The organism is Pseudomonas allokribbensis (assembly GCF_014863605.1).
In the GTDB taxonomy this organism is placed as follows: Bacteria; Pseudomonadota; Gammaproteobacteria; order Pseudomonadales; family Pseudomonadaceae; genus Aquipseudomonas; species Aquipseudomonas allokribbensis.
The window spans coordinates 1,998,553-2,024,379 of sequence record NZ_CP062252.1; the positions used below are offsets into that span (position 1 = coordinate 1,998,553).

Consider the following 25,827-nt stretch of genomic DNA (forward strand, 5'->3'; position numbering starts at 1 on the left):
CCTTTTTTGTGCAAGAGCATTATGCAAAGCAGCAGTGACCTATTTCCTGTCGCCCTGATCAGCGCCGAACGACGCGGTGATCTGAGCGAAGACGTATACCGCTTGAAACCGGGCAACAGCCCTGACTGGTCCGTGGAAATCGCGGTGACCCGTCTCGGCATGGCCGATGAACCGGCGACACGCGGCGTACCGGTGATTTTGCTGCATGGCAGCTTTTCCAATCGGCGCTTCTGGTTCTCCCCGAAAGGGCTGGGGCTGGGCGCCTACCTGACGCGTCTGGGTTTCGATGTGTGGATCCCGGAAATGCGCGGCCACGGCCTGTCCCAGCGTAACGAGGACTACCGCCGCAACCGCGTCGCCGACTACGCCCGTTACGATCTGCCGGCCATCGCCGCGTTCGTGCGTGAGCAGAGCGGGCAGGTTCCGCACTGGATCGGTCATTCGCTGGGCGGCATCACCCTGGCGGCAGCGCTGGGCGGCGAATACCTCGGTGAACCGGCCGTGGCGTCGGCGGCGTTTTTCGGCACGCAGGTCAGCCGTACGTACTGGCCGTTGAAAATTCCGCCGGTGGAGTGGAGCGGACGCTTCATTCTCAAGCGTTTTGCCCAGTTGTCTGGCTCGCGGCTCAAGCGTGGCCCCGAAGATGAGCCGATCGGCCTGGCGCTGGAAAGCATGCGCTGGTACGGCCTGTTCGGGCGTTTTGGCGACAAGGACAAGGATTGGTGGGCGGGGCTCGCTGATGTTCAGGTGCCTGTCTTGGCGGTGACGGCGGCTGGCGATCATCAGGATCCGGCGTGGGCCTGTCGCAAACTGTTCGATCAGATCGGTTCCGAGCACAAGCAATTCATCAATCTGGGACGCGAGCAGGGCTTCAACGACAATTTCGGCCATGTCGAGATGTTGGTGAGCAAGGCTGCCCAGGCTGAAGTCTGGCCGCTGGTGGCGCGCTGGCTGGCGGATCAGCACTCGCCGTTGCTGGGCGAAAAGCCCGATCTGGCAGCGGCGGTGTGATCGGAACACGCTGAAAAGGGCATTTCGTTCGAGTCGGCTTGCGGCTAAGATATGACGCATTGGGCGGTTCTGGTCATATTTAGTGACTGTTTCGCTATTACGTTTCAGCCTTTGTTCAGGTTCGGTCAGCGACCATTGCATGGACTAAGGTAAACAGCGACCGCCGGGACTCGTTTCAATAGAGTGCGACATCCTTGATCGTCTTCCTTGTTACAGGAGTTTTTCGATGAACCATTACCTTACGCCTGACCTGTGCGACGCCTATCCGGAGCTGGTGCAGGTGCTGGAACCGATGTTCAGCAATTTCGGCGGCCGTGATTCCTTCGGCGGCGAAATCGTGACCATCAAGTGCTTCGAAGACAACTCGCTGGTCAAGGAACAAGCCGAACTCAAGGGCAACGGCAAGGTGCTGGTGGTCGATGGCGGTGGTTCCCTGCGCTGCGCGCTGCTGGGTGACATGATCGCCGAGAAAGCCGCGAAAAACGGTTGGGAAGGGCTGGTGATCTACGGTTGCATCCGCGATGTGGACGTCATCGCCCAGACCGATCTCGGTGTCCAGGCGCTGGCCAGCCACCCGAAGAAGACCGACAAGCGCGGTCTCGGCGACCTCAACGTGCCGGTGACGTTTGCGGGTGTCACGTTTCATCCGGGCCAATACATCTATGCGGACAACAACGGCGTGATCATCTCGCCGAGCCCGCTGAAGATGCCTGAATAAAATCGCGGTAAGCACTGGGGTGAGGATGTTCGAGGAAGAAAACGCGCAATGGGGGCTGGTGCATGCCCTGGTGCTGGACGGTAAAGGCGGTGCGCGTTCGATAGCCCGGACTGATCTCGACAGTTTGCAGCTGCAGGCACACGAAAGCCTGTGGCTGCACTGGGATCGCAGTCACCCGCAGACCCAGACCTGGCTGCGCAAATCCAGCGGACTCAACGAATTCACCTGCGACCTGCTGCTGGAAGAGAATACTCGCCCACGGCTGTTGCCGCTGCCCGATTCCGAATTGCTGCTGTTTTTGCGCGGGGTCAATCTCAATCCGGGTGCCGAGCCGGAAGACATGGTGTCGGTACGGATTTTCGCTTCAGCCCAGCGTGTGATTTCCCTGCGTTTGCGCCCATTGCGCGCCACCGATGAACTGTTGGCGATGCTGGGGGAGGGCAAAGGCCCGAAAACCTCGTCCGAACTCATTCTCTATCTCGCTCAATACCTCACCAACAAGGTGCAGGATCTGGTCACTTGCCTCTCGGAAGTGGTGGATGAAGAGGAAGAAAAACTGGATGCCGACGAACGGTATACTCCCGAGCACGGTGCCATTTTGCACATCCGTCGCCGGGCGGCCGGACTGAAGCGTTTTCTTGCGCCGCAGCGGGACATTTTCGGACAGCTGACGCGGATAAAACTGCCCTGGTTCGTCGATGACGACGCCGACTACTGGAACGAATTGAACAACAGCCTGACCCGCTATCTCGAAGAGCTCGAATTGACCCGAGAGCGCGTGGGGCTTGTGCTGGACACCGAAGACCGGCGTTTGAGCGTGCGCATGAATCGCACCATGTACCGCTTCGGAATCATCACCGGGATCTTTTTGCCGATGAGTTTTCTCACCGGCCTGCTGGGGATCAATGTCGGCGGAATTCCGCTTTCCGGGAGCCCCTACGGATTCCTTGTGGCGTGCCTGCTGATGGTCTCGGTGGCGCTCGGACAATGGTGGTTGTTCCGCCGTTTGCGCTGGGTATGACGATGCGCCATGTGACCCGACCAAATTTGCCCGCGTCTTTCACAGACATCACGAGAGGTGCGTATGCACGATCCGTTTGAACAGTCTTTGCGCGACATGCTCAACGCCTCGCCGTCCAGCCGCGACGACGATGCCTGTCTGGGCCGCGTACTCAAAACCGCCAACCGCCAGGTCGGCGCCGGCGATCTGTTCAGCCTGCTGGGCCGTTGGCTGCCCGCGCTGATGATCGCCCTGAACAACGGCTCGGCCCATGTCGCGCCGGTTTCCCGTCTTCGTAAACCTACCGCTCGCACTGCTGATAAGGCTGATTGAATATGGAACTTGATCTCTGGACTCAGAGCCTCGTCACGGCAATGACTGCGTTGTGGACCAAAGTCGCTAATTTCATCCCGAACCTGTTCGGCGCACTGGTGGTGCTGCTGTTGGGCTTCGTGGTGGCCAAGCTGCTGGACACCCTGTTGTCCAAACTGCTGGCCAAGCTCGGTCTGGATCGCCTGATGGGCGGCACCGGGCTGACCAAATTGATGTCCCGTGCGGGACTGCAAGTGCCGATCTCGACCCTGATCGGAAAAATCGTGTATTGGTTCGTTCTGCTGATTTTCCTGGTTTCTGCAGCAGAATCCCTTGGGCTTGAGCGGGTTTCAGCTACGCTGGACATGCTGGCGCTGTATGTACCGAAAGTTTTCGGCGCAGCCCTGGTGCTGCTGGTCGGTGTATTGCTGGCGCAGCTGGCCAACGGTCTGGTGCGCGGTGCGGCAGAAGGCGTGGGTCTGGACTACGCTTCAGGGCTTGGGCGAATTGCCCAAGGCTTGGTGATCATCATCAGTATCTCGGTCGCGATCAGTCAGCTCGAGGTCAAGACCGACCTGCTGAACCATGTGATCGTCATCGTATTGATTACCGTTGGTCTGGCGGTTGCGCTGGCCATGGGCCTGGGAAGCCGGGAAATTGCCGGTCAGATTCTTGCGGGAATCTATGTGCGTGAGTTGTATCAGGTTGGGCAACAAGTGCGTGTTGGCGAGGTCGAAGGCCAGATCGAAGAGATCGGCACGGTTAAGACTACATTGCTGACCGATGAGGGTGAGCTAGTCTCACTCTCCAATCGGATCCTGCTGGAACAGCATGTGAGTAGCCGCTAACCCGGCAAACCCTGCTAATGTATGCCGCCGCAAAATGCCAGCTGATGCTGGCAGCGGTGGACATTGACCTGACTGTCGGCACGACTTGTTTTGAATAAAGCCCAAACGCTATCCACGCGCTACGACCCCCGCGAGCTCTCTGATGAGGAGTTGGTCGCGCGCTCGCATACCGAGCTGTTTCACGTGACGCGCGCCTATGAAGAACTGATGCGGCGTTACCAGCGAACATTATTTAACGTTTGTGCGCGGTATCTTGGGAACGATCGCGACGCAGACGATGTCTGTCAGGAAGTGATGTTGAAGGTGCTGTACGGCCTGAAGAACTTCGAGGGGAAATCGAAGTTCAAGACATGGCTATATAGCATCACTTACAACGAATGCATCACGCAGTATCGGAAGGAACGGCGAAAGCGTCGCTTGATGGACGCACTGAGTCTTGACCCCCTCGAGGAAGCGTCTGAAGAAAAGGCGCCGAAACCCGAGGAGAAGGGCGGACTCGATCGCTGGCTGGTGTATGTGAACCCGATTGACCGTGAAATTCTGGTGCTTCGATTTGTCGCAGAGCTGGAATTTCAGGAGATCGCAGACATCATGCACATGGGTTTGAGTGCTACAAAAATGCGGTACAAACGTGCTCTAGATAAATTGCGTGAGAAATTTGCAGGCATTGCTGAAACTTAGTTCAGCGCAAATATCTCTTACGTGTAGGCAAGTTCTGATAGACTTGCCGCCGAGTTGTCCCCCGGTTTGCGGGACTGCTTCACAATCACCAGATGGGGATTTAACGGATGAAACTGAAAAACACCTTGGGCTTGGCCATTGGTTCTTTGATTGCCGCTACTTCGTTCGGCGCACTGGCACAAGGCCAAGGCGCAGTTGAAGGCGAACTGTTCTACAAGAAGCAGTACAACGACAGCGTTAACCATGTCGAAGACGGCTTCAACCCAGGCGCCTCTATCGGTTACTTCTTGACCGACGACGTATCGTTGAACTTGACCTACGACAAGAACAACCACACCCGTTCGAACGACGGCACCGGCAGCCAGAAGCTGGGTGGCGACAACTTCGGTCTGAACGCTCAGTACCACTTCAACAACGCTGGTGACGCTCTGCGTCCTTACGTTGCTGGCGGTGTGAAGCACGGCAGCCTGACCAACGTAGCTGCTGACGGCCACACCGGTCGCGATCAGTCGACCTACCTGACTGCTGGCGCTGGCGTTAAGTACTACTTCGCTGAAAACTTCTACGCCCGTGCTGGTGTAGACGCTGACTACAAACTGGACAACGGTCGCTGGAACTACGCTCCAGTAATCGGTCTGGGTGTGAACTTCGGTGGCGGCAACAAGCCTGCTGCTGCTCCAGTTCCAGCACCAGCTGAAGTCTGCTCCGACAGCGACAACGATGGCGTTTGCGACAACGTTGACAAGTGCCCAGACACCCCAGCCAACGTAACTGTTGACGCTGATGGCTGCCCGGCAGTTGCTGAAGTTGTTCGTGTTGAGCTGGACGTGAAATTCGACTTCGACAAGTCGGTCGTCAAGCCAAACAGCTACGGCGATATCAAAAACCTGGCTGACTTCATGAAGCAGTACCCATCGACTCGCACCACTGTTGAAGGTCACACTGACAACGTCGGTCCTGACGCTTACAACCAGAAACTGTCCGAGCGTCGTGCAAACGCCGTTAAACAAGTTCTGGTTAACCAGTACGGTGTTGAATCGTCCCGCGTTGGTTCGGTTGGCTACGGCGAATCCCGCCCAGTTGCTGACAACAAAACCGAAGCTGGTCGTGCTGTTAACCGTCGCGTAGAAGCGCAGGTTGAAGCTCAAGCTAAGTAATTAGCTCGCCGCTTTGAGAAAAGCCCGGCTTATGCCGGGCTTTTCTTTGTCTGCGATTTGGTGAAAACCAGATGATCAGGCCGACTGGTCGGCTGGCCAGGCGAGTAAATCGGCTCGGGCCGCAGAAGCTGCCACCGCACCAATCACCAGAATGGCAGGGCTCTTGAGCTCAAACCTGCAGGCGTCTCCCTCCATTCTCGTCAGATCGCTCCGGCATTCCCGTTGTTGTGGCAGGGATGCGTTCTCGATCATCGCCACGGGCGTATTCATCGCCATCCCGCCGGCCAATAACTGCTCACGAATCTCGCTGAGCTTGGCCACTCCCATATAGATCACCAACGTCGTGCCGCTTTGCGCCAGCGCCTGCCAGTTCAATTGGCTGTCGTCCTGAGTGTGCGCAGTGACCAGCGTTACCCCCCGCGCCACGCCGCGCAGAGTCAGCGGAATGTCACACTGCGTCGCCCCGGCCAGCCCGGCGGTGATGCCATTGACCAGCTCCACTTCAACCCCGCGCTCACGCAACCACTGCGCTTCCTCGCCGCCACGGCCGAAGATGCAGGGATCGCCGCCCTTGAGACGAACCACGCATTTGCCCTGGCGCGCATAACGCAGCATCAGCCGATGAATGAATGCCTGTGGTGTCGAACGACAGCCGCCGCGCTTGCCGACCGGAATGATCCGCGCAGCCGGGCAGTGCTCCAGCATCGCGTCGTTGACCAGATCGTCGATCAGCACCACATCCGCTTCGCGCAAGGCCCGCACGGCTTTGAGCGTCAGCAATTCAGGATCGCCGGGACCCGCCCCTACCAGCCAGACTTTTGCATTCATGGTGTTTTCCTCTTCAGATGACGGCGACCGGCCGCGCTTCGGCGACCAGCAAACGCTTGATTTCCGGGACGCAGGAACCGCATTGCGTGCCGCAGCCCAGTGTGTTTTTCAAACCCTGCAAATCCAGACCTTCTCGAATGCCGGCGCAGACCGCGCTGTGGCTGACGTTTTTGCAATTGCACAGGGTCTTGTCGGCAACGCTCTGCACACCGGCATTACCCGGCGGCGCACTCATCGGCGCCAACAGCCAGCGCCGCAGTTGTTCGTCTGCGCGGCCCTCCAGCCACAAGCCTTGCAGCCAATGCTGGGCGAGGGTTTCGCCGGCGAGGCGGATCGCCGTGATTCGCCCGTTCTCGATGCGTACCCGTTTGCCGATGGCCCTGCGCGGATCGTCATAGGCCAGTACCGGACCGTCGATCAGAGCCAGGCACTGGTCGATTTCGCGCAGCAATTGCGGATCGGGTGCGGCGGCGCTGGCGGCGCGTATCAGCAGCGCCGGGCGCTCGCGACCGACGACGCTGAGGCTGGCGTAGGAAAACGCCTCACACAGCGGTCGAAGCGCCTCAAAGTGCCGTTGAACATCGCCCTCGATCAGTGCGAAAAGCTGCCAGGGCAGATTCACCGGTTCCAGACGTACCCCGCTGTGCTTGAGTTCCGGTTGCTTCGACAAGGGATCGAAGGCGGGCAGGGTCAGGCAGTTCACGCCGCCCTTGAGAAAACGATCGCCCCAGTGCATCGGCAGAAAGGCCTGGCCCGGACGCACACTGTCATCGCTTCCGACCGCCACGATCACCGCGCCCCGGCGGCTCTTCAGATTCACCAGATCCCTCGGCTGCAAACGGTGCCGACGCAATTCGTCCGGGTGCAGGCTCAGTACCGCTTCGCTGACATGCCCGAACAACTGCGCCGCCGTGCCAGTGCGGCTCATACCGTGCCATTGATCACGCAGGCGACCGGTGATCAGGGTCAGTGGAAAACGCGCGTCCCGTTGCTCTTTTGCAGCGCGATAGGGATCGGCAACAAACTGCGCGCGACCGCTGGCCGTAGGAAATATGCCGTCGCAGTACAGTCGCGGAGTGCCTTGTCGGGCGCCCTCAGGAAACGGCCATTGCTGCGGACCAATTTCATCGATCAACTCGTGGCTGATGCCGGACAAGTCCAGATCGCGGCCACGGGTCAGCGCTTTGAATTCATCGAACAACTGCGCGGGGCGCTCAAACGCAAACAGGCTCGGCTGTTGCGGGCGCAGGCGTTTCTCCAGGCGTTGTGCGAAATCCACCGTGATCGCCCAGTCCGGTCGCGCTTCACCCGGTGCGACTATGGCTTTGCGCACGTGGGAAATCCGTCGCTCGGAGTTGGTCACCGAACCTTCCTTCTCGCCCCAACTGGCCGCCGGCAGCAGCAGATCGGCAAACGCTGCGGTTTCGGTGGTGCGAAACGCCTCCTGCAACACCACGAACGGACAAGCCTCCAGCGCCGCGCGTACGGCGTTCTGATCCGGCATCGATTGCGCCGGGTTGGTGCAGGCAATCCACAGCGCCTTGATCTTGCCGCTGCGCACTTGCTCGAACAGTTCGATGGCGCTGAGACCGGTGTTTTCCGGCAGTGACTCCACACCCCAATACGCCGCCACTTCTGCGCGGTGCTCCGGGTTGGCAGCCTCACGATGACCGGGCAACAGGTTGGAGAGGCTGCCGGTTTCCCGCCCGCCCATGGCATTCGGCTGACCGGTCAGGGAGAAAGGTCCTGCACCGGGCCGGCCGATTTGCCCGGTGGCCAGGTGCAGGTTGATCAGCGCACTGTTCTTCGCGCTGCCGGCGGTGGACTGGTTCAGGCCCATGCACCACAGCGACAGAAAACTCGGCGCAGTGCCGATCCATTCGGCGCATTGCTGCAACTGCTCGACGCTGATCCCGCACAACTGCGAAATCATGGCTGGCGTGTAATCACGCACCAGGCTTTTCAGCTCGGCGAGGCCTTCGGTGTGGGCCTTGATGAAGTCACGGTCGATCCAGTCTTCCCACAACAGCAGATGCAAAATCCCATGGAACAAAGCGACATCGGTGCCCGGCAGAATTGCCAGATGCAAGTCGGCGAGGTCGCAAGTGTCGGTGCGCCGTGGGTCGATGACGATGACTTTCATCTGCGGGCGACGGGATTTGGCTTCTTCGAGCCGACGAAACAGTACCGGATGGGCGTAGGCCATGTTGCTGCCGACGATCATCACGCAATCGCTCAGCTCCAGGTCTTCATAGCTGCACGGTGGCGCGTCGGCGCCGAGGCTGCGCTTGTAGCCGACCACTGCCGAAGACATGCAAAGCCGCGAGTTGCTGTCGATGTTATTGGTGCCGACCAGCGCCCGCGCCAGTTTGTTGAAGGCGTAGTAGTCCTCGGTCAGCAACTGCCCGGAGATGTAGAACGCCACGCTGTCCGGGCCATGTTCGGCGATGGTTTCGGCGAACACGTTGGCGGCGTGCTCCAGCGCGGTGTCCCAGTCGCAACGACTGCGCGCCAAACCTTTGCCCAAGCGCAATTCCGGATACAGCGCGCGCGCTGTCAGGTCACCGGTCAGGTGCAGGGTCGAGCCTTTGCTGCACAGTTTGCCGAAGTTGGCCGGGTGCGCCGGATCACCGCTGACGCCGAGGATGCGCTCGCCGTCATGCTCGATCAGTACGCCGCAGCCGACCCCGCAATAGCAGCAGGTCGAGGCGGTCGTCTGGCGGTTCATCAGACGGCGTCCCGCAAGGCCAGTTGCACGCGGCCGTTTTCGACCCGGGCCGGGTGATGGTGCGCGCAGCCGACGTCCGGCGCCTGGGCTTCTCCTGATTGCAGGTCGATCTGCCAGTTGTGCAGCGGGCAGGCCACGCGCTTGCCGTAGATCAGGCCTTGGGACAACGGGCCACCCTTGTGCGGGCAGCGGTCATCGAGTGCGAAAACCTCATCGTCACTTGTGCGAAAGATCGCAATGTCACCCTTGGGCCCGGCGATGATCCGCGAACCGAGGGCGTTGATCTCTTCCAGGGCACAGATATCGAGCCAGTTCATGCCGGCACCTCCAGGTTTTTCACGGGGATCACGTCAAATTCTTTCTTCAGTTGCGGCTGGGCGAGGCGTTCTTTCCACGGGTCCTGTTCGAACGACAGGGAGAATTGCAGGCGCTCGTTCAGGGCCTTGCGGCGCTCGGGGTCTTCCAGCACGGCTTTCTTGATGTGCTCCATGCCGACCCGTTGCAGGTAGTGCACGGTGCGTTCGAGGTAGAAGGCTTCTTCGCGGTACAGCTGCAGGAACGCGCCGTTGTATTCGCGCACTTCCTCGGCGGTCTTGAGCTTGACGAAGAACTCGGCGACTTCGGTCTTGATCCCGCCGTTGCCACCGATGTACATCTCCCAGCCGGAATCGACGCCGATGATTCCTACGTCCTTGATCCCTGCTTCCGAACAGTTTCGCGGGCATCCGGAGACCGCCAGCTTCACTTTGTGCGGCGACCACATGTTGAACAGGTCATGTTCGAGGTCGATGCCCAACTGGGTCGAATTCTGCGTGCCGAAGCGGCAGAACTCGCTGCCGACGCAGGTCTTCACGGTGCGGATCGATTTGCCGTAGGCATGGCCGGACGGCATGTCGAGGTCTTTCCACACACCGGGCAGGTCCTGCTTCTTGATCCCCAGCAAGTCGATGCGCTGGCCGCCGGTGACCTTGACCATTGGCACCTGATATTTGTCCGCCACGTCGGCGATTCGCCGCAGTTCCGACGGGTTGGTCACGCCACCCCACATCCGTGGCACCACCGAGTAGGTTCCGTCCTTCTGAATGTTGGCGTGGGCCCGCTCGTTGATCAGGCGCGACTGCGGATCGTCCTTGGCTTCGCCGGGCCAGGTGGAAATCAGGTAGTAGTTGAGGGCCGGGCGGCAAGTGGCGCAGCCATTCGGGGTGCGCCAATTGAGGTAGCTCATGGTGCCGGCGATGGTCAGCAGGTGCTGCTCGCGAATGGCCTGGCGGATCTGGCCGTGATTGAGGTCGCTGCAGCCGCAGATGGCTTTTTCGCTTTTCGGTTTGACGTCCGCCGCGCCGCCGACGGTGTTGATCAGGATCTGCTCGACCAGACCGGCGCAGGAGCCGCAGGAACTGGCCGCCTTGGTGTGTTTCTTCACTTCGTCGACGCTGAACAGGCCGTGTTCCTGAATCGCCTTGACGATGGTGCCCTTGCACACGCCGTTGCAGCCGCAGACCTCGGCGTTGTCGGCCATGCTCATGGCTTTGTCCTGGCCCTGATGTCCTACGTCGCCGAGGGCGTTTTCACCAAACATCAGATGATCGCGGATCTCGCCGATGGCGTGATTCTCACGAATTTGTCGGAAATACCAACCGCCATCTGCCGTATCGCCGTACAGACAGGCGCCGACCAGCACGTCATCCTTGATCACCAGTTTTTTGTACACCCCGCCGATCGGGTCGGAGAGGGTGATGGTCTCGGTGCCTTCGCCGCCCATGAAATCGCCAGCGGAAAACAGGTCGATGCCGGTGACTTTCAATTTGGTCGAAGTCACCGAACCCTGATAACGGGCGAAACCCAGTTGCGCCAGGTGGTTGGCGCAGACCTTGGCCTGTTCGAACAGTGGCGCCACCAGGCCGTAGGCAATGCCGCGGTGGCTGGCGCATTCGCCAATGGCATAGATGCGCGGGTCGTAGGTCTGCAAAGTGTCGTTGACCAGAATCCCGCGGTTGCACGGGATGCCGGCCTTTTCTGCCAGTTCGGTATTGGGGCGGATGCCGGCGGCCATCACCACCAGATCGGCGGGGATGATGTCGCCGTTCTTGAATTGCACCGAGCCGACGCGACCATTGCCGGCGTCGTGCAGGGCCTGGGTCTGTTCGCACAGGCGAAAGTGCAGGCCACGGGATTCGAGGGCGGTTTGCAGGAGCTGGCCGCTGGTCTTGTCCAGTTGCCGCTCCAGCAGCCATTCACCGAGGTGCACCACGGTGACGTGCATGCCGCGCAGCATCAGGCCGTTGGCCGCTTCGAGGCCGAGCAGGCCGCCGCCGATCACCACGGCGTGCTTGTGGGTCTTGGCGGTGTCGATCATGGCCTGGGTGTCGGCGATGTCGCGGTAACCGATCACGCCCTGCAAAGTGTTGCCGGGGATTGGCAGGATGAACGGGGTCGAGCCGGTGGCGATCAGCAGGCGATCATATTCGGCCTCGGTGCCGTCTTCGGCGATCACCCGGCGCTTGGCCCGGTCGATCTCCACCACTTTGCGGTTGAGCAGCAGTTTGATGTTGTTGTGCAGATACCAGTCGAGATCGTTGAGCACGATCTCTTCGAACGTCTGTTCGCCGGCCAGCACCGGCGACAGCAGGATGCGGTTGTAGTTGGTGTGCGGTTCGGCGCCGAAGACCGTGATGTCATACAGCTCGTTGCTCAGCTTGAGCAATTCTTCCAGGGTACGGACCCCGGCCATGCCATTGCCGATCATCACCAGTTTGAGTTTTTTCATCAGGTTCTCCGCAAGCTTCGGGTTTGCCTCTTGTGGGCAGTCAGGCCTTGCTCGACAAAAATGGCGCAAACAAAAAAGGCGTCCCGCCAGTTACCTAGCGAGGACGCCTTTGTCCTTGTCCCGTTCTCTCGGGAAGCCTGGCCTTCGTCGTTGAAGGTCGGGCTTTATGTCAGTTGAAAACGTTAATGCAGTGGTTGTGCCAAGTCGCGGTGAGCCCCGAATTCACTGGGGTAGTGCTGGAATTGGCCAGATGTTCATTGTGGTTTTTGCACTGAATGGAAGCGGCACGCCCGTTAATGGAGCGCTGGATTAGCCATGAAACAACAGAAACATCAGCACCAGATTGCCCAGCAGCGCCAGCAACGCCAAGGTTCGCCAGACCTTCAGCGGTTCCCGTTCGAGCAAGGGGCGAGGACGTACATTCAGGCTGCGGCGTTCACCCTGTTCCAGCGTCAGCAGCCATTCTTCGGCGGTTTCATAACGTTGCAGAGGATCGGCCGAGACGCCACGTTCCAGACACTGCGCCAGCCATTCCGGCAGATCCGGCCGATAACGAGCCGCGCTCACCGGCACCCCGAAACGCGGCCGCTGGAAGGCTTCGATCTCCCCGTAGGGAAAATGCCCGGTAAGCAGGAAATACAACGTCACGCCCACCGCATACAGATCCTGACGAGCCTCGGGCGCATCACCCCGAAAGGACTCCGGAGCGATGAAGCTCGGGGTTCCCGGTAGCGTCGACGATGTGTCCTGCGAAAGACCGGGGCAATACGCCAGACCGAAATCCAGCAGACGCAACTCGCCGTCGTCCCCCAGCAGCAGGTTTTCCGGCTTGATGTCGCGGTGCAGAATCTGCCGCCGATGCAGCAAACCGACGGCCCGCAAAAGACGTTCGGCCACATCCTGCCACTGAGCCAGTGGCAGCGGACCGCTTTGCTCGAACAGACGCGCCAGTGTGATCCCCGAATATTCACGCATCACGTAGTACAAATGCTGACGCTGACTGGCGCTATGGACTTCAGGGAAATGTCGCCCGGCCACGCGTTTGAGAAACCATTCTTCCGCCAGTAAGGCCTGACCTGCGTGGGCATCGTCCGCCAGCCGTGTGGGCAAGGTTTTCAACAGCCACGCCTGGCCTTGGCTATCGAGGACGCGATACAGCAACGATTGCTGGCTCTGGCCGACGATGCCTTGCACCTGCCAGCCTTCGAAGGTCTGGCCCGGTTTGAGCAACGGGGGCAGCGGCCATTGCTGCAACTGGATCAGCGCATCGCCGATGCTCGCTTCCCCCACGGCATCCACCCGCACCAGCAAGGCACTGGCGTTGTCCTGGCTGCCGGCCAGATGCGCGGCGTTGACCAGTGTTTGTGCCGCACTGTGCAGATCCGGTTGATCACGCAGGATCCCGGCGATGGTCGTGTCGCCGAGCGCGGCCCAGACACCGTCGCTGAGCAGCACGAAGCTTTCGCCTTCACGCAGTTCGCCGTCGAGAAAATCCAGCACCAGATGCTGGTCCAGGCCTAGTGCGCGTTTGAGCACGTGCTGCATGCCCGGTTGCTCCCAGACGTGATCCTCGGTGATGCGCTGCAGGGTGTCGGCGTGCCAGCGATAGGCCCGGCAATCCCCCACATGCGCCAGCGTGAAGCGTCTGCCGCGCAGGACCAGCGCGCTGACGGTGGTGAGCAACGGCTGGCCGCCGCCATTGGCCTGCAACCAGCGGTTTTGCGCGAGCAACAGGCGATCCAGCGCCTGAGCCACGCTCCAGGTCTGCGGGGTGGCGTAGTAGTCCAGCGCCAGCGCCTGCAAGGTCGAGCGCGCAGCCAGACCGCCATCGGCGCACTGGCTGACGCCGTCGGCGATGGCGAACAGAAACCCTTTGCTGGCGGCCAGCGCCGGGGCCGGAGTGACCAGGCGCAAGGCGTCCTGATTCTCCGCGCGGGGGCCGGTGGCGCTGGCTTCAGCGAAGCTCAGTTGCAGGGCCATGCGGGCCTCAGACCCGGGCAGCGGTCACGGCCGCCGAGCCCCAGGTGGTTCTCCAGCGACGCTTGACCCCGTGCAGGCCGAACCACGCCAACACGCCAAGACTGGCGAACAACCACAGCGCCAGTTGATAGCTGCCAGTGCTCTGCTTGATCGCGCCCATACCGGCCGCCAAGGCAAAACCGCCGATGCCGCCGGCCATGCCGATCAGCCCGGTCATCACGCCGATCTCCCGGCGAAAGCGTTGTGGCACCAGTTGGAACACCGCCCCGTTACCGGCGCCGAGACCGAGCATGGTGCAGACGAACAGTGCCAGTGCCGCGTAGGAACTCGGCAGGTTGAAGCCGACCGCTGCGATACAAACTGCGGCCACCGTGTACATCGCCAACAGCGTGCGAATTCCACCGAAACGGTCAGCCAGCGCGCCGCCTAGCGGTCGCATCAGGCTGCCGCCGAACACGCAGGCGGCGGTGTAGTAGCCGGCGGTGACCGGGCTCAAACCGTATTGATCGTTGAAGTAGCCGGGCAGGGCGCTGGCCAGGCCGATGAAACCGCCGAAGGTGACGCTGTAGAAAAACATGAACCACCAACTGTCGCGGTCGCCCAGGGCCTTGAAGTAGTCGGCCATGGATTTGGCTTTTGGTCGCTCCGGCGCGTTTTTCGCCAGCCACGCAAACAGCACCAGGGTCAGGATCAGCGGAATCAGGGCGAAACCGAACACGTTGCTCCAGCCGAACGACGCGGCCAGTACCGGGGCGATCAACGCAGCGAACACGGTGCCGGAGTTACCGGCGCCGGCGATGCCCATCGCCTTGCCCTGATGCTGCGGCGGATACCACTGCGAGGCCAGCGGCAGCGCCACGGCGAACGAAGCGCCGGCCATGCCGAGGAACAGGCCAAGCAGCAGGGCCTGTTCGTAACTGTGAATGCCGAGTTTCCAGGCGCCGAACAGCGCGCAGATCACGATCACTTGACCGATCAGACCGGCGGTTTTCGGCGACAGGCGATCGGCAAGCATGCCCATCGCAAAGCGCAGTACCGCACCAGCGAGAATCGGCGTGGCCACCACGAGGCCGCGTTGTTGGGTGGTCAGGTGCAGGTCGGCGGCGATCTGCACCGCCAGTGGGCCGAGCAGGTACCAGACCATGAAGCTCAGGTCGAAATACAGGAAGGCCGCGAACAGGGTCGGGGTGTGGCCGGATTTCCAGAAGCTTTTATTCATCGCGCACCTCAGCGGTAGAGAATCTCGAGAAGGAGTCAGAACCAGCACAGTGGGGCGCCGCCACGGCCGCACCACCGGCCCCGGTCAATGGGGCCAAAACGCAAAAACGCCGCTACCCGGATCGCCGAAAGGGCGAGGAAGGTGAGCGACGTCTTTGTCGTGGGTGGGGCAACCGCCGTTGGTTACCTGTAGGGATTGCTTAGCGAGATCTGTGCCAGCTCAGCCAAGCAACTCGCTCATGGCAATGATCTGCTCCGCCACCTGAATCAGTTTCTGCTGGCGGCTCATGGCCTGGCGGCGCATCAGGGTGTAGGCCTCTTCTTCGTTGCAGTCCTTCATTTTCATCAACAGACCCTTGGCCAGTTCGATGCGCTTGCGCTCGGCCAACTGCTGGTCGCGAGCCTGTAGCTGGGCGCGCAGGGCCTGGTCGCTTTCGAAGCGGGCCATGGCCACATCGAGAATCGGCTGCAAGCGTTGTGCGTGAATGCCTTCGACGATGTAGGCACTGACCCCGGACTTGATCGCCTGACGCATCACGCCGGGGTCGTGCTCGTCGGTGAACATCACGATCGGCCGGGGCTGGTCGCGGCTGACCAGCACCACTTGTTCCATTACATCGCGGCCCGGTGACTCGGTATCGATCAGGATCACGTCCGGGCGCACCGTTTCGACGCGCGCCGGCAGGTCGATGGTCAGGCCGGACTCGTCGATGACCTCGAAACCGGCCTCGGTCAGCGCAGCTTTCAGGCGCCCGACTTTTTTCGCCGTGTCGTTGATCAGCAGAATGCGCAGCATGTTCGCGGTCTCCTGTCAGCGGCGGGCGAGAAGGGGGGCGTTGTTGCTCAACGCATGCAGCTTGAAACTCTGCGCGTAAGCGGCCGGGTCGCTGCCGTCCCAGACCTTGCCGTCGATCAACTGGCTGCTGCGCATGTCCTCGGTACCGACCGGCACACCGACAGCGCTGGCCGCGTCGCGGTACAGCGCCAGTTGCTGCACCTGACGGGCGACGGCGAGGTAGTCCGGGTCGTCGCGCAGCAACCCCCAGCGGCGGAACTGGGTCATGAACCACATGCCGTCCGACAGGTACGGCAGGTTCACCGCGCCATCGCCGTGAAAGCGCAGGGCGTGCGGGTCCTGCCAGCGATTGCCCAGACCGTCGTCGTAATCGCCGAGAAAACGCGGTTCGATGCAGGACACCGGGGCGTCCAGATACTCGGCGGCGCTGAGCAGCTGCGCGGTGCTGCGGCGGTTTTCCGGGCTCTCTTCGATGAAACGGCTGGCTTCGAGGATCGCCATCACCAACGCCCGGGCAGTGTTGGGGTACTGCTCGACGAAGGCGCGGGTGCAGCCGAGGACTTTTTCCGGATGGTCGGGCCAGATGGTCTGGCTGGTCGCCATTGTGAAGCCGAGATTCTGCTGCACCGCGCTGGCGGCCCACGGCTCGCCCACGCAGAAACCGTCGATGCGACCGGCTTGCAGGTGCGCGACCATTTGCGGCGGCGGTACGACCACGCTGTCGACATCCTGCAACGGATGGATGCCCTGACTGGCGAGCCAGTAATAAAGCCACATGGCGTGGGTGCCGGTGGGGAAGGTCTGGGCAAAGGTCAGTCTTGCGCGGGTTTGGTGCACGTGGCGGTCCAGCGCCTCAGGACCGGTCACGCCCAGGCCCTGCAAACCGTGGGACAGGTTGAGGCTCTGGCCGTTCTGGTTCAGACCCATCAGCACCGCCATGTCGGTGGACGCAACGCCACCGATGCCCAGATGCACCGCGTAGATCAGTCCGTAGAGACTGTGGGCGGCATCGAGTTCGCCGCTGACCAGATTGTCGCGCAGGTTGGCCCAGGAACTCTGGCGCTTGAGGTTCAGGGTCAAGCCGTAAGGCTGCGCAAAGCCCTGAGTGGCGGCGACCACCACCGAAGCGCAGTCGCTCAGGGCCATGAAGCCGAGGTTGATCGCGCTTTTTTCCGGGGCATCGCTGCCATTGACCCAGGCCAGTGGCCCGACGGAGGTTTGAGTCATGAAAGCCACCCTCAAAAAAAAACGTCGTCCCAGGCTTTGCCCGCGCAAAACCGAGAGACGACGCCATTGTTCTTGCCTGCACACCACCATTGGCCTGCGGGCTGATGCAGGGGAAGGTGCAAGGCATATGCCAGTGCAGGGGATTTGCGTGTGCGCCTCGCGCGGCGGGGCGATGCCCGGCTATAATCGCCGCCTCTTTTCGCCGCCTCGAGTCATAGCCGCCCATGTACACCCTGGCCCGTCAGCTGTTGTTCAAACTTTCCCCGGAAACCTCCCACGATCTGTCGCTGGATCTGATCGGCGCGGGCGGGCGTTTGGGCCTCAACGGCTTGCTGTGCAAGGCCCCGGCGTCGCTGCCGGTGAACGTCATGGGCCTGGACTTCCCGAACCCGGTCGGTCTGGCGGCCGGTCTGGACAAGAACGGCGCGGCCATCGACGGCTTCGCGCAGCTGGGTTTCGGTTTTGTCGAAATCGGCACCGTGACCCCGCGTCCACAGCCGGGCAACCCGAAACCACGGATTTTCCGCCTGCCGGAAGCCGAGGCGATCATCAACCGCATGGGTTTCAACAACCTCGGTGTGGATAACCTGCTGGCGCGGGTCGCGGCGGCCAAATACAAAGGCGTGCTGGGGATCAATATCGGCAAGAACTTCGACACGCCGGTCGAGCGTGCGGTCGATGACTACCTGATCTGCCTGGACAAGGTTTACGCCCACGCCAGCTATATCACGGTCAACGTCAGTTCGCCGAACACCCCGGGCCTGCGCAGCCTGCAATTCGGCGATTCGCTCAAGCAATTGCTGGCGGACCTGGCCACGCGCCGCGCCGAACTGGCCCTGCGCCACGGCAAGCATGTACCGCTGGCGATCAAGATCGCGCCGGACATGACCGACGAAGAAACCGCACAAGTCGCGCAAGCGCTGATCGAAACCGGGATGGACGCGGTGATCGCCACCAACACCACCCTCAGCCGCGTGGGCGTCGAAGGTATGGAGCACGGCGACGAGGCGGGCGGTCTGTCCGGCGCGCCGGTTCGCGAGAAGAGCACCCACACGGTCAAAGTGCTGGCGTCCGAGCTGGGTGGCAAACTGCCGATCATTGCGGCGGGCGGTATCACCGAAGGCAAGCATGCGGCCGAGAAGATCGCTGCCGGCGCGAGCCTGGTGCAGATCTACTCCGGCTTCATCTATAAGGGCCCGGCGCTGATCCGTGAATCCGTGGACGCGATCGCCGCCAAGCGCTGATCTTCGGACATAAAAAGGCAGGCATAAAAAAGGGCTCCTCGAAGGAGCCCCTGGGCCGTAGCCCGCCGTCCGGGAAGGACGTGCATGGTGATCAGGGTGTTGCGAAATCAGATTGTCGTGTCGGAATAAGTGCCCTGTGTCAGCCGACGGCGTGAAGTTCGTTGAGTCTGTGGATTCCCGCAGTGCCGGTCATACCGTCCCAGTTGTCGCCGCGTCCTTCTCGCCAGCCGTTGATCCAGGCTTGACGTACCGACGGTAGAGTAAATGGGCAAAGCTCACGGGATTTGCCACCAACGCCATATTGATATCCGCGCAAAAATGCTCTTTCCAACGGATCACGCTTAAGTCTTCTCATAGGGTGTTTCCCTCACTTGTTGACTGTTTTTGTCGCGTCGACCTCAATTGAGGTCTGGCAGAAAAACTCTGCCGTTGGCGGCTCGCTGCCGGCGTGGCGAGCCAAGGTGTTGACGCCGTTGCGACGTCAACCTGTGTCCAGTTCTAACCAATGAGTCACATCGAGGGAATGACCGTTTTGTCATAAGGACGTAACGAAAAGGATGCTATGGCGATAAGTAACGCCAGGTTTCATGAATGTTTATTCACCAAACCCCGGTATGATCGGCCCTGCACTGTATGACAGGTTTAATTCCTTAGTGAGAATGACCCACGTTTACCGTCGGGTACTTTTCGACGAAGGGTTGCTTTGAGTCATTTTGTTGCATCAACTTTTTTATCTGTCCCGGCATCTAAGCTCTTTTAACCCGAGCAGCGGGGATGGAACGGCACACCTTCGTGCCACGCGGGCGCTCTTGTAGAAAAGCGCCTGATTGAAAACCGGATCGGCAATGCGTTGTCGGTTCATTAGCCAAAGGCTCTGGAAAAACCATGTCCGACCGTTTCGAACTCTTCCTCACTTGCCCCAAAGGCCTTGAAGGCCTGCTCATCGAGGAAGCCGTCGGGCTTGGCCTTGAAGAAGCCCGCGAGCACACCTCCGCCGTGCGTGGCATGGCGACCATGGAAACCGCCTATCGCCTGTGCCTCTGGTCGCGTCTGGCCAACCGCGTGTTGCTGGTGCTCAAGCGCTTCCCGATGAAAGATGCCGAGGACCTGTATCACGGCGTGCTCGACGTCGAGTGGCAGGATCACATGCTGGCCGACGGCACCCTGGCCGTTGAATTCAGCGGCCACGGCTCGGGCATCGACAACACCCACTTCGGCGCCTTGAAGGTCAAGGACGCCATCGTCGACAAACTGCGCACCCCGCAGGGTGACCGCCCAAGCATCGACAAGCTCAACCCGGACCTGCGCATTCACCTGCGTCTGGATCGCGGCGAAGCGATCCTGTCCCTCGACCTCTCCGGCCACAGCCTGCACCAGCGCGGCTACCGCTTGCAGCAGGGCGCTGCGCCGCTGAAGGAAAACCTCGCGGCGGCGATCCTGATCCGTTCCGGCTGGCCGCGCATTGCCGCCGAAGGTGGCGCGCTGGCTGACCCGATGTGCGGTGTCGGCACGTTCCTGGTCGAAGCCGGCATGATCGCCGCCGACATGGCGCCGAACCTGCGTCGCGAGCAGTGGGGCTTCACCGCCTGGCTCGGTCACGTACCGGCGCTGTGGAAGAAACTGCATGAAGAAGCTGCCGAGCGTGCTGCTGCCGGTCTGGCCAAGCCACCGCTGTGGATCCGTGGTTATGAAGCCGACCCACGGCTGATCCAGCCGGGCCGCAACAACGTCGAGCGTGCAGGCCTGAGCGAATGGATCAAAATCTATCAGGGCGAAGTGGCAACCTTCGAACCGCGTCCGGACCAGAACCAGAAAGGTCTGGTGATTTGCAACCCGCCGTACGGCGAGCGTCTGGGTGACGAAGCCAGCCTGTTGTACCTCTATCAGAACCTTGGCGAGCGTCTGCGTCAGGCCTGCCTGAACTGGGAAGCGGCGGTGTTCACCGGCGCGCCGGACCTGGGCAAGCGCATGGGCATCCGCAGCCACAAACAGTATTCGTTCTGGAACGGCGCGCTGCCGTGCAAGCTGCTGTTGATCAAAGTGCTGCCGGATCAGTTCGTCACCGGCGAGCGTCGTACTCCTGAGCAACGCCAGGCAGAGCGCGAGCAAGCCGCTTACGATCAGACTCCGGACGAGCCGCAAGAGCGCAAGTACAACAAGAACGGTAATCCGATCAAACCGACGCCGGCCCCGGCTCCGGTGATCGAGCAGCCGCGCCTGAGCGAAGGCGGGCAGATGTTTGCCAACCGCCTGCAGAAGAACCTCAAGGCGATGGGCAAGTGGGTCAAGCGCGAAGGCATCGACTGCTACCGCGTCTACGATGCGGACATGCCGGAATACGCCATGGCCATCGACCTGTACCACGACTGGGTGCACGTTCAGGAATATGCCGCACCTAAATCGATCGACCCGGAAAAGGCCTCGATCCGCATGTTCGACGCCCTGGCGGCCATCCCGCAGGCGCTGAACATCGACAAGAGCCGCGTGGTGGTCAAGCGCCGCGAGCGTCAGAGCGGCACCAAGCAGTACGAACGTCAGGCGGCTCAGGGCAAATTCAACGAAGTCACCGAAGGCGGCGTGAAGCTGCTGGTGAACCTCACCGACTACCTCGACACCGGGTTGTTCCTCGATCACCGGCCAATGCGCATGCGGATCCAGAAAGAGGCGGCCGGCAAGCGCTTCCTCAACCTGTTCTGCTACACCGCGACCGCCAGTGTGCACGCCGCCAAGGGCGGCGCGCGCAGCACCACCAGCGTCGACCTGTCGAAAACCTACCTCGACTGGGCACGCCGCAACCTGTCGCTCAACGGCTTCTCCGACAAGAACCGTCTGGAGCAGGGCGATGTGATGGCGTGGCTGGAAAGCTGCCGGGAAGAGTACGACCTGATCTTCATCGACCCGCCGACCTTCTCCAACTCCAAACGCATGGAAGGGATCTTCGACGTGCAGCGTGATCAGGTGCAGTTGATCGACCTGGCCATGGCCCGACTGGCACCGGGCGGGGTGTTGTACTTCTCCAACAACTTCCGCAAGTTCCAGCTGGAAGACAACCTGGCCGAGCGTTATGCGGTCGAGGAAATCACCGCCAGCACCATCGATCCGGATTTCGCCCGCAACGGCAAGATCCACCGCGCCTGGAAAATCACGGCCCGTTGACACTCTGATCAGTTGGATCCACAGAGCCTTGATTTTTAAGGCTCTTGGATCCGATCAGAGCTAGCCAAATTAGTGGCTAATAGCTATAACTCACTCACGGCCAATGGGGTTATCCCGCAAGTACTGGCGTAGTGAGTGGCCCTTATGTCGTTGCACCCCGTGCGCCCAAAGATCCTGGGTTTTATCAGCGAAGAAGTCTCGGCCTGGCTGGTCGCGCTGCTGGTATTGCTCGCCGGCGGGATTCTCACGGGGCTGCTCGCCTGGGCCACCCTCAATCAGTTTCACAGCCAGTTGCGCCAGCGTTTTCAACTGCTGGCCAATGAGCGCTACAGCCGCATCGAAGAACGTTTTCAGGATCAGGAGCAACGCCTCGATGGCCTGCGCCGGTTCTTCGCCAACTCCGAATCGGTGTCCCGCGCCGAATTCGACGGCTACACCCAACCTTTATTACTGCGCACCCAGGCCTATTCATTCGCCTTGCGGGTGAGCGGTTCCGAGCGCGCCGCGTTCGAGCAGCGGGTGCGTGACGAAGGCCTGCCCACCTTCAGCGTGCGTGAACTCAATGCCCGCGGCGAGCTGCAACTGGCGGCGGCCCGAGATGAATACGTCGTCGTGGTGTACAGCCAGACCCAGAGCCGGCTCGGTTCACCGCTGGGTTATGACTTGCTGGCCCAGCCGTTGCGTCGCTCGACGCTGGAACGCGCCGATCAGCTCGGCGGCCTGGCGGTGTCGCAGCCGATGCATCTGGTCAGCATCGAGCCGGCCTATGCGCGGGGCGTGCTGCTGGTGGCGCCGGTACAGCGCGAAGGCGAGCCCAAGTCGTTCGGCTATGTGATGGCGGTGATCAGCATGCGCCAGTTGCTCGCCGATGGCCTGCCGGACGCGCTGCATGATTACCTGTCGGTACGGATCCTCGATCTGTCGACCAACGATCAGCACGAGGTGTTGTTCGAATCGACCAATGAACCGGCGCCGAGTGATCTGTCAGCCACGCGGCTGGTGCGCATGGCCGACCACGACTATCAGGTCGATATCTCGCCCAGCGAGTCCTTCCTGCAGGCCAACCATTCGTCGGTTGGCAGCGTGGTGGTTCTCGGCGGTTTGCTCAGCCTGCTGCTCAGCGCGCTGCTGTACGTGCTGGTCAGTCAGCGTCAGCGGGCCTTGCGCATGGTCGAACTGCGCACCCAGGAACTGCATGAGCGTGAACAGGAACTGCGGGGCACCCACGGCCAGTTGCGCGGGGTGCTCAACGCGGCGACTCAAGTGGCGATCATCGCCACCGACCTGCGCGGCGTGATCAACACCTTCAACCCCGGCGCGGAGCAGATGCTCGGTTACCGCAGCGCCGAGGTGGTCGGCCACATGACCCTGGAAAACCTGCATTTTCCTCGGGAGCTGATCACCCGTGCGGCGGAACTGAGCGCCCGCTATGGCAAGGCCATCCCGACCTGCCAGGCGATGCTGGTGGAGGGCGGCGAAGTCGGCGGGCATGAGGCACGCGAGTGGACGCTGGTGCGCAAGGACGGGAGTCATCTGCCGGTAAACATGCTCGCCACCCCGGTGCTCGATGAGCAGGGGCTGTGGGTCGGGCACCTGGCGATCTGCATCGATATCACCGAACGCAAGCGCGTCCACGAAGCGTTGGCGGCGCGGGATGTGCTGTTGAAGAAACTCAGCGCCCACGTTCCGGGTGGGATCTATCAGTTCAAGATGGAGTTCGACGGGCGCTTCAGCGTGATCTACGCCAGCGACGGCATCCGCGAAATCTACGAGCTGGAACCCGATGTGTTGCTGCTCAATGCCGAATCAATCTTCACTCGGATTCATCCGCAGGACGTCAGCCGCGTACGCAAATCGATCCGCGCCTCGGCGGACAACCTCAGCCCGTGGCGCGAGGAATACCGCGTGCAATTGCCCGAGCGCGGCCTGCGCTGGGTGCGCGGCGAAGCGACTCCCGAGGAACTGCCGGGCGGCGGCGTGCTGTGGCATGGCTACATCTCGGACATTTCCGACCTGAAACGGGTGGAAGAAGAGTTGCGCGCACTGTCGGTGACCGACGCGCTGACCGGCATCCACAATCGGCGTTATTTCCAGGAGCGCCTGACCACTGAAATGGCCCGGGTCGAGCGCGGAGGCGGCGAACTGTCGGTGATCATGCTCGATATCGATCACTTCAAACGGATCAACGATCAGTACGGCCATGCGGTCGGCGACCGGGTGTTGCAGGCGGTGTGCGAGCGCATCGGCCATCGCCTGCGGCGTACGGATGTGTTCTGTCGCCTGGGCGGCGAGGAGTTCATGGTGCTGTGCCCGGACATCGACGGTGATCACGCGTACATGCTGGCCGTGGAGCTATGGCAAGGCCTGCGCGGTGCGCCGGTGGATGTGGTGGGCGTGGTGACGGCCAGTTTCGGGATTGCCAGTTGGCGGCCGGGAGAGGGCGCGGATGCGCTGTTGCTGCGGGCGGATTCGGGGGTTTACGCGGCGAAGCAGGGTGGGCGGGATCGGGTCGAGCGGCAGATGAACTGATCCGGTTTGCCCTGTGATCGTTCCCACGCACTGCGTGGGAACGATCTTGCCGGGGCGGCTTACAGAACGGAAGCCGTCTGCGGCGCTCGCGGCTGTTTGTAGAGATCCAGCAGCACCTGATCCAGCACCGACGATGCACCGAACGGCGCCTTGTCGTTGAGGATCGCCACCACCGCCCAGGTGTTGCCGTTGACGTCGCGGCTGAAGCCGGCGATGGCGCGCACGGTGTTCAGGGTGCCGGTCTTGACGTGGGCTTCACCGCGCATCGCGGTGGTCTTCAGGCGTTTGCGCATGGTGCCGTCGGTGCCTGCAATCGGCAGCGAGCTGATGTACTCGGCGGCGTACGGGCTATGCCACGCGGCTTGCAGCATGGCGGCCATTTCCCGGGCGCTGACGCGCTCGGCTCGTGACAGGCCGGAGCCGTTCTCCATCACCAGGTGCGGCGCGGTGATGCCTTTCTTCGCCAGCCACTGACGTACCACGCGCTGCGCCGCCTTGGCGTCATCGCCGTCGGCGTCGTTGCGGAATTTCTGGCCCAGGCTCAGGAACAGCTGCTGAGCCATGGTGTTGTTACTGTATTTGTTGATGTCGCGGATGATTTCCGCCAGGTCCGGCGAGAACGCACGGGCCAGCACTTTGGCGTTGCTCGGGGTCGGGGCCAGACGATCCTTGCCCTGGATGCTGCCGCCCAGTTCCTTCCAGATCGCCCGCACGGCGCCGGCGGTGTAGGTCGCGTGGTCGAGCAGCGACAGATAAGTCTGCGAGCTGCAGCCTTCGCCCAACTGGCCGGCAACGGTCACGGTGACGCTGCCATCGGCCTGCGGCACCGGGTTGTAGCGCACGCCGCCGGTGCACTGTTTGGAGTTGAGCGCTTTGACGGTGTTTTCGATGTTGATGCTGGCAATCGGCGGTTCGACCGAAATCAATACCCGGCCATTGTCATTGCGGGCCACGAAACGCAGGGCCTTGAGGTTGACCAGCAGCGAGTCCGGCTTGACCAGGAACGGCTTGTTCTCGTCGTTGCCGTCATCGTTGAATTCCGGCAGTTGCGGCTGCACGAAGAAGCTGCGGTCCAGTACCAGGTCGCCGGTGATCTGGGTCACGCCGTTGGCGCGCAGGTCGCGCATCAGCAGCCAGAGTTTTTCCATGTTGAGCTTCGGATCGCCGCCGCCCTTGAGGTAGAGGTTGCCGTTGAGGATGCCGCTGTTCAGGTCGCCGTCGGTATAGAACTCGGTTTTCCACTGATGGTTGGGGCCGAGCATTTCCAGCGCCGCGTAGGTGGTGACCAGTTTCATGGTCGAGGCCGGGTTGACCGACACATCGGCGTTGTACACGGTCGGCGTGCCCGGGCCGTCCAGCGGCACCATCACCAGCGACAGGGCGCTGGGTTGCAGCTTGCTGGCCTTGAGGGCTTTTTCGACGTTGGGTGTCAGGGCGGTGTTGATGGTGGCAGCGGAAACAGGCAAGGCCAGGGGCAGAAGAAGGCCGGCCAGGAGCAGAGGACGCAACGATTTGATCATATGAAATAAAACCCTACAGCCGAGGGGAAAAAGACGAGGACATGGATGAAAAGGTCCTCAGTGGTCATGAAAGTGTCGGCATTATGCCCCAAGGTGTAACAGCTTGT

The 25,827-nt window shown here is 61.4% G+C and carries 20 protein-coding genes; 10 read left to right on the forward strand and 10 right to left on the reverse strand.

What is annotated here, in order from left to right:
• Nucleotides 1-21 precede the first annotated feature (21 nt).
• The 7 genes from IF199_RS09230 to IF199_RS09260 all read left to right on the forward strand — a co-directional run bounded on the left by IF199_RS09230 (nt 22) and on the right by IF199_RS09260 (nt 5,727).
• Complete coding sequence (locus tag IF199_RS09230; RefSeq protein ID WP_096822519.1) at nt 22-1,011, forward strand: alpha/beta fold hydrolase; 990 nt, start codon at nt 22-24, stop codon at nt 1,009-1,011.
• A gap of 226 nt (nt 1,012-1,237) precedes the next feature.
• A complete protein-coding gene (gene rraA / locus IF199_RS09235) occupies nt 1,238-1,729 on the forward strand; it encodes a ribonuclease E activity regulator RraA (RefSeq protein ID WP_096822518.1) in 492 nt (163 codons plus the stop codon).
• Between the two features lie 25 nt (nt 1,730-1,754).
• A complete protein-coding gene (locus IF199_RS09240) occupies nt 1,755-2,750 on the forward strand; it encodes a zinc transporter ZntB (RefSeq protein ID WP_085732397.1) in 996 nt (331 codons plus the stop codon).
• A gap of 63 nt (nt 2,751-2,813) precedes the next feature.
• The gene (locus IF199_RS09245; protein WP_007951986.1) at nt 2,814-3,062 is read left to right on the forward strand and encodes a hypothetical protein; all 249 of its coding nucleotides are present in this window, start codon (nt 2,814-2,816) and stop codon (nt 3,060-3,062) included.
• Nucleotides 3,063-3,064: 2 nt separating this feature from the next.
• On the forward strand, nt 3,065-3,889 hold the full coding sequence (locus tag IF199_RS09250) for a mechanosensitive ion channel family protein (RefSeq protein WP_065259736.1): 825 nt from the start codon (nt 3,065-3,067) through the stop codon (nt 3,887-3,889).
• Between the two features lie 90 nt (nt 3,890-3,979).
• Nucleotides 3,980-4,570: an RNA polymerase sigma factor SigX gene (sigX, locus tag IF199_RS09255; protein ID WP_011333251.1), complete on the forward strand. Its 591-nt coding sequence runs from the start codon at nt 3,980-3,982 to the stop codon at nt 4,568-4,570.
• Nucleotides 4,571-4,677: 107 nt separating this feature from the next.
• A complete protein-coding gene (locus IF199_RS09260) occupies nt 4,678-5,727 on the forward strand; it encodes an OmpA family protein (protein WP_096822517.1) in 1,050 nt (349 codons plus the stop codon).
• Between the two features lie 75 nt (nt 5,728-5,802).
• On the opposite strand, the gene cobA is transcribed toward IF199_RS09260, so the two are convergent.
• The 8 genes from cobA to IF199_RS09300 all read right to left on the reverse strand — a co-directional run bounded on the left by cobA (nt 5,803) and on the right by IF199_RS09300 (nt 17,271).
• On the reverse strand, nt 5,803-6,555 hold the full coding sequence (gene cobA, locus IF199_RS09265; RefSeq protein ID WP_192560167.1) for a uroporphyrinogen-III C-methyltransferase: 753 nt from the start codon (nt 6,553-6,555) through the stop codon (nt 5,803-5,805).
• 13 nt (nt 6,556-6,568) lie between these two features.
• Nucleotides 6,569-9,283, reverse strand: a complete 2,715-nt coding sequence (locus IF199_RS09270) for a nitrate reductase (protein ID WP_192560168.1) — start codon at nt 9,281-9,283, stop codon at nt 6,569-6,571.
• Entirely contained in the window at nt 9,283-9,600 is a 318-nt protein-coding gene (gene nirD, locus IF199_RS09275) for a nitrite reductase small subunit NirD (protein WP_007951992.1), read from the reverse strand. The genes IF199_RS09270 and nirD overlap by 1 nt, the downstream gene beginning before the upstream one ends.
• Nucleotides 9,597-12,050 (reverse strand): nitrite reductase large subunit NirB, encoded by a 2,454-nt coding sequence (gene nirB / locus IF199_RS09280; protein WP_192560169.1) that lies wholly within the window; start codon nt 12,048-12,050, stop codon nt 9,597-9,599. The genes nirD and nirB overlap by 4 nt, the downstream gene beginning before the upstream one ends.
• Nucleotides 12,051-12,359: 309 nt before the next feature.
• Nucleotides 12,360-14,030 carry a bifunctional protein-serine/threonine kinase/phosphatase gene (locus IF199_RS09285; RefSeq protein ID WP_192560170.1) on the reverse strand — a complete coding sequence of 557 codons (1,671 nt, stop codon included), beginning with the start codon at nt 14,028-14,030 and terminating at the stop codon, nt 12,360-12,362.
• 7 nt (nt 14,031-14,037) lie between these two features.
• A complete protein-coding gene (locus tag IF199_RS09290; RefSeq protein ID WP_096822513.1) occupies nt 14,038-15,249 on the reverse strand; it encodes a nitrate/nitrite transporter in 1,212 nt (403 codons plus the stop codon).
• Between the two features lie 219 nt (nt 15,250-15,468).
• Nucleotides 15,469-16,044: an ANTAR domain-containing response regulator gene (locus IF199_RS09295; RefSeq protein ID WP_134826004.1), complete on the reverse strand. Its 576-nt coding sequence runs from the start codon at nt 16,042-16,044 to the stop codon at nt 15,469-15,471.
• Nucleotides 16,045-16,059: 15 nt separating this feature from the next.
• Nucleotides 16,060-17,271 (reverse strand): CmpA/NrtA family ABC transporter substrate-binding protein, encoded by a 1,212-nt coding sequence (locus tag IF199_RS09300; protein WP_192560171.1) that lies wholly within the window; start codon nt 17,269-17,271, stop codon nt 16,060-16,062.
• A 224-nt stretch (nt 17,272-17,495) separates the two neighbouring features.
• Here IF199_RS09300 and IF199_RS09305 point away from each other — a divergent pair, with 224 nt between their 5' ends.
• Nucleotides 17,496-18,515 (forward strand): quinone-dependent dihydroorotate dehydrogenase, encoded by a 1,020-nt coding sequence (locus IF199_RS09305; protein ID WP_192560172.1) that lies wholly within the window; start codon nt 17,496-17,498, stop codon nt 18,513-18,515.
• A gap of 139 nt (nt 18,516-18,654) precedes the next feature.
• Here IF199_RS09305 and rmf read toward each other — a convergent pair whose 3' ends face one another.
• Nucleotides 18,655-18,870: a ribosome modulation factor gene (gene rmf, locus IF199_RS09310; RefSeq protein WP_003223300.1), complete on the reverse strand. Its 216-nt coding sequence runs from the start codon at nt 18,868-18,870 to the stop codon at nt 18,655-18,657.
• Nucleotides 18,871-19,400: 530 nt separating this feature from the next.
• Here rmf and rlmKL point away from each other — a divergent pair.
• Both rlmKL and IF199_RS09320 read left to right on the forward strand, forming a co-directional pair.
• Nucleotides 19,401-21,671 carry a bifunctional 23S rRNA (guanine(2069)-N(7))-methyltransferase RlmK/23S rRNA (guanine(2445)-N(2))-methyltransferase RlmL gene (rlmKL, locus tag IF199_RS09315; RefSeq protein ID WP_102622603.1) on the forward strand — a complete coding sequence of 757 codons (2,271 nt, stop codon included), beginning with the start codon at nt 19,401-19,403 and terminating at the stop codon, nt 21,669-21,671.
• 144 nt (nt 21,672-21,815) lie between these two features.
• Nucleotides 21,816-24,200 carry a sensor domain-containing diguanylate cyclase gene (locus IF199_RS09320; protein WP_192560173.1) on the forward strand — a complete coding sequence of 795 codons (2,385 nt, stop codon included), beginning with the start codon at nt 21,816-21,818 and terminating at the stop codon, nt 24,198-24,200.
• A gap of 59 nt (nt 24,201-24,259) precedes the next feature.
• Here IF199_RS09320 and dacB read toward each other — a convergent pair whose 3' ends face one another.
• Nucleotides 24,260-25,720 carry a D-alanyl-D-alanine carboxypeptidase/D-alanyl-D-alanine endopeptidase gene (gene dacB, locus IF199_RS09325; RefSeq protein ID WP_102622575.1) on the reverse strand — a complete coding sequence of 487 codons (1,461 nt, stop codon included), beginning with the start codon at nt 25,718-25,720 and terminating at the stop codon, nt 24,260-24,262.
• Between the last annotated feature and the right edge of the window lie 107 nt (nt 25,721-25,827).

Bases quoted from the DNA above. Each gene is read 5' to 3' on its own strand.
- IF199_RS09230 (WP_096822519.1), top strand. From the start codon at position 22: ATGCAAAGCAGCAGTGACCTATTTCCTGTCGCCCTGATCAGCGCCGAA.
- rraA (WP_096822518.1), top strand. From the start codon at position 1,238: ATGAACCATTACCTTACGCCTGACCTGTGCGACGCCTATCCGGAGCTG.
- IF199_RS09240 (WP_085732397.1), top strand. From the start codon at position 1,755: ATGTTCGAGGAAGAAAACGCGCAATGGGGGCTGGTGCATGCCCTGGTG.
- IF199_RS09245 (WP_007951986.1), top strand. From the start codon at position 2,814: ATGCACGATCCGTTTGAACAGTCTTTGCGCGACATGCTCAACGCCTCG.
- IF199_RS09250 (WP_065259736.1), top strand. From the start codon at position 3,065: ATGGAACTTGATCTCTGGACTCAGAGCCTCGTCACGGCAATGACTGCG.
- IF199_RS09260 (WP_096822517.1), top strand. From the start codon at position 4,678: ATGAAACTGAAAAACACCTTGGGCTTGGCCATTGGTTCTTTGATTGCC.
- cobA (WP_192560167.1), bottom strand. From the start codon at position 6,555: ATGAATGCAAAAGTCTGGCTGGTAGGGGCGGGTCCCGGCGATCCTGAA.
- IF199_RS09270 (WP_192560168.1), bottom strand. From the start codon at position 9,283: ATGAACCGCCAGACGACCGCCTCGACCTGCTGCTATTGCGGGGTCGGC.
- nirD (WP_007951992.1), bottom strand. From the start codon at position 9,600: ATGAACTGGCTCGATATCTGTGCCCTGGAAGAGATCAACGCCCTCGGT.
- nirB (WP_192560169.1), bottom strand. From the start codon at position 12,050: ATGAAAAAACTCAAACTGGTGATGATCGGCAATGGCATGGCCGGGGTC.
- IF199_RS09285 (WP_192560170.1), bottom strand. From the start codon at position 14,030: ATGGCCCTGCAACTGAGCTTCGCTGAAGCCAGCGCCACCGGCCCCCGC.
- IF199_RS09290 (WP_096822513.1), bottom strand. From the start codon at position 15,249: ATGAATAAAAGCTTCTGGAAATCCGGCCACACCCCGACCCTGTTCGCG.
- IF199_RS09295 (WP_134826004.1), bottom strand. From the start codon at position 16,044: ATGCTGCGCATTCTGCTGATCAACGACACGGCGAAAAAAGTCGGGCGC.
- IF199_RS09300 (WP_192560171.1), bottom strand. From the start codon at position 17,271: ATGACTCAAACCTCCGTCGGGCCACTGGCCTGGGTCAATGGCAGCGAT.
- IF199_RS09305 (WP_192560172.1), top strand. From the start codon at position 17,496: ATGTACACCCTGGCCCGTCAGCTGTTGTTCAAACTTTCCCCGGAAACC.
- rmf (WP_003223300.1), bottom strand. From the start codon at position 18,870: ATGAGAAGACTTAAGCGTGATCCGTTGGAAAGAGCATTTTTGCGCGGA.
- rlmKL (WP_102622603.1), top strand. From the start codon at position 19,401: ATGTCCGACCGTTTCGAACTCTTCCTCACTTGCCCCAAAGGCCTTGAA.
- IF199_RS09320 (WP_192560173.1), top strand. From the start codon at position 21,816: ATGTCGTTGCACCCCGTGCGCCCAAAGATCCTGGGTTTTATCAGCGAA.
- dacB (WP_102622575.1), bottom strand. From the start codon at position 25,720: ATGATCAAATCGTTGCGTCCTCTGCTCCTGGCCGGCCTTCTTCTGCCC.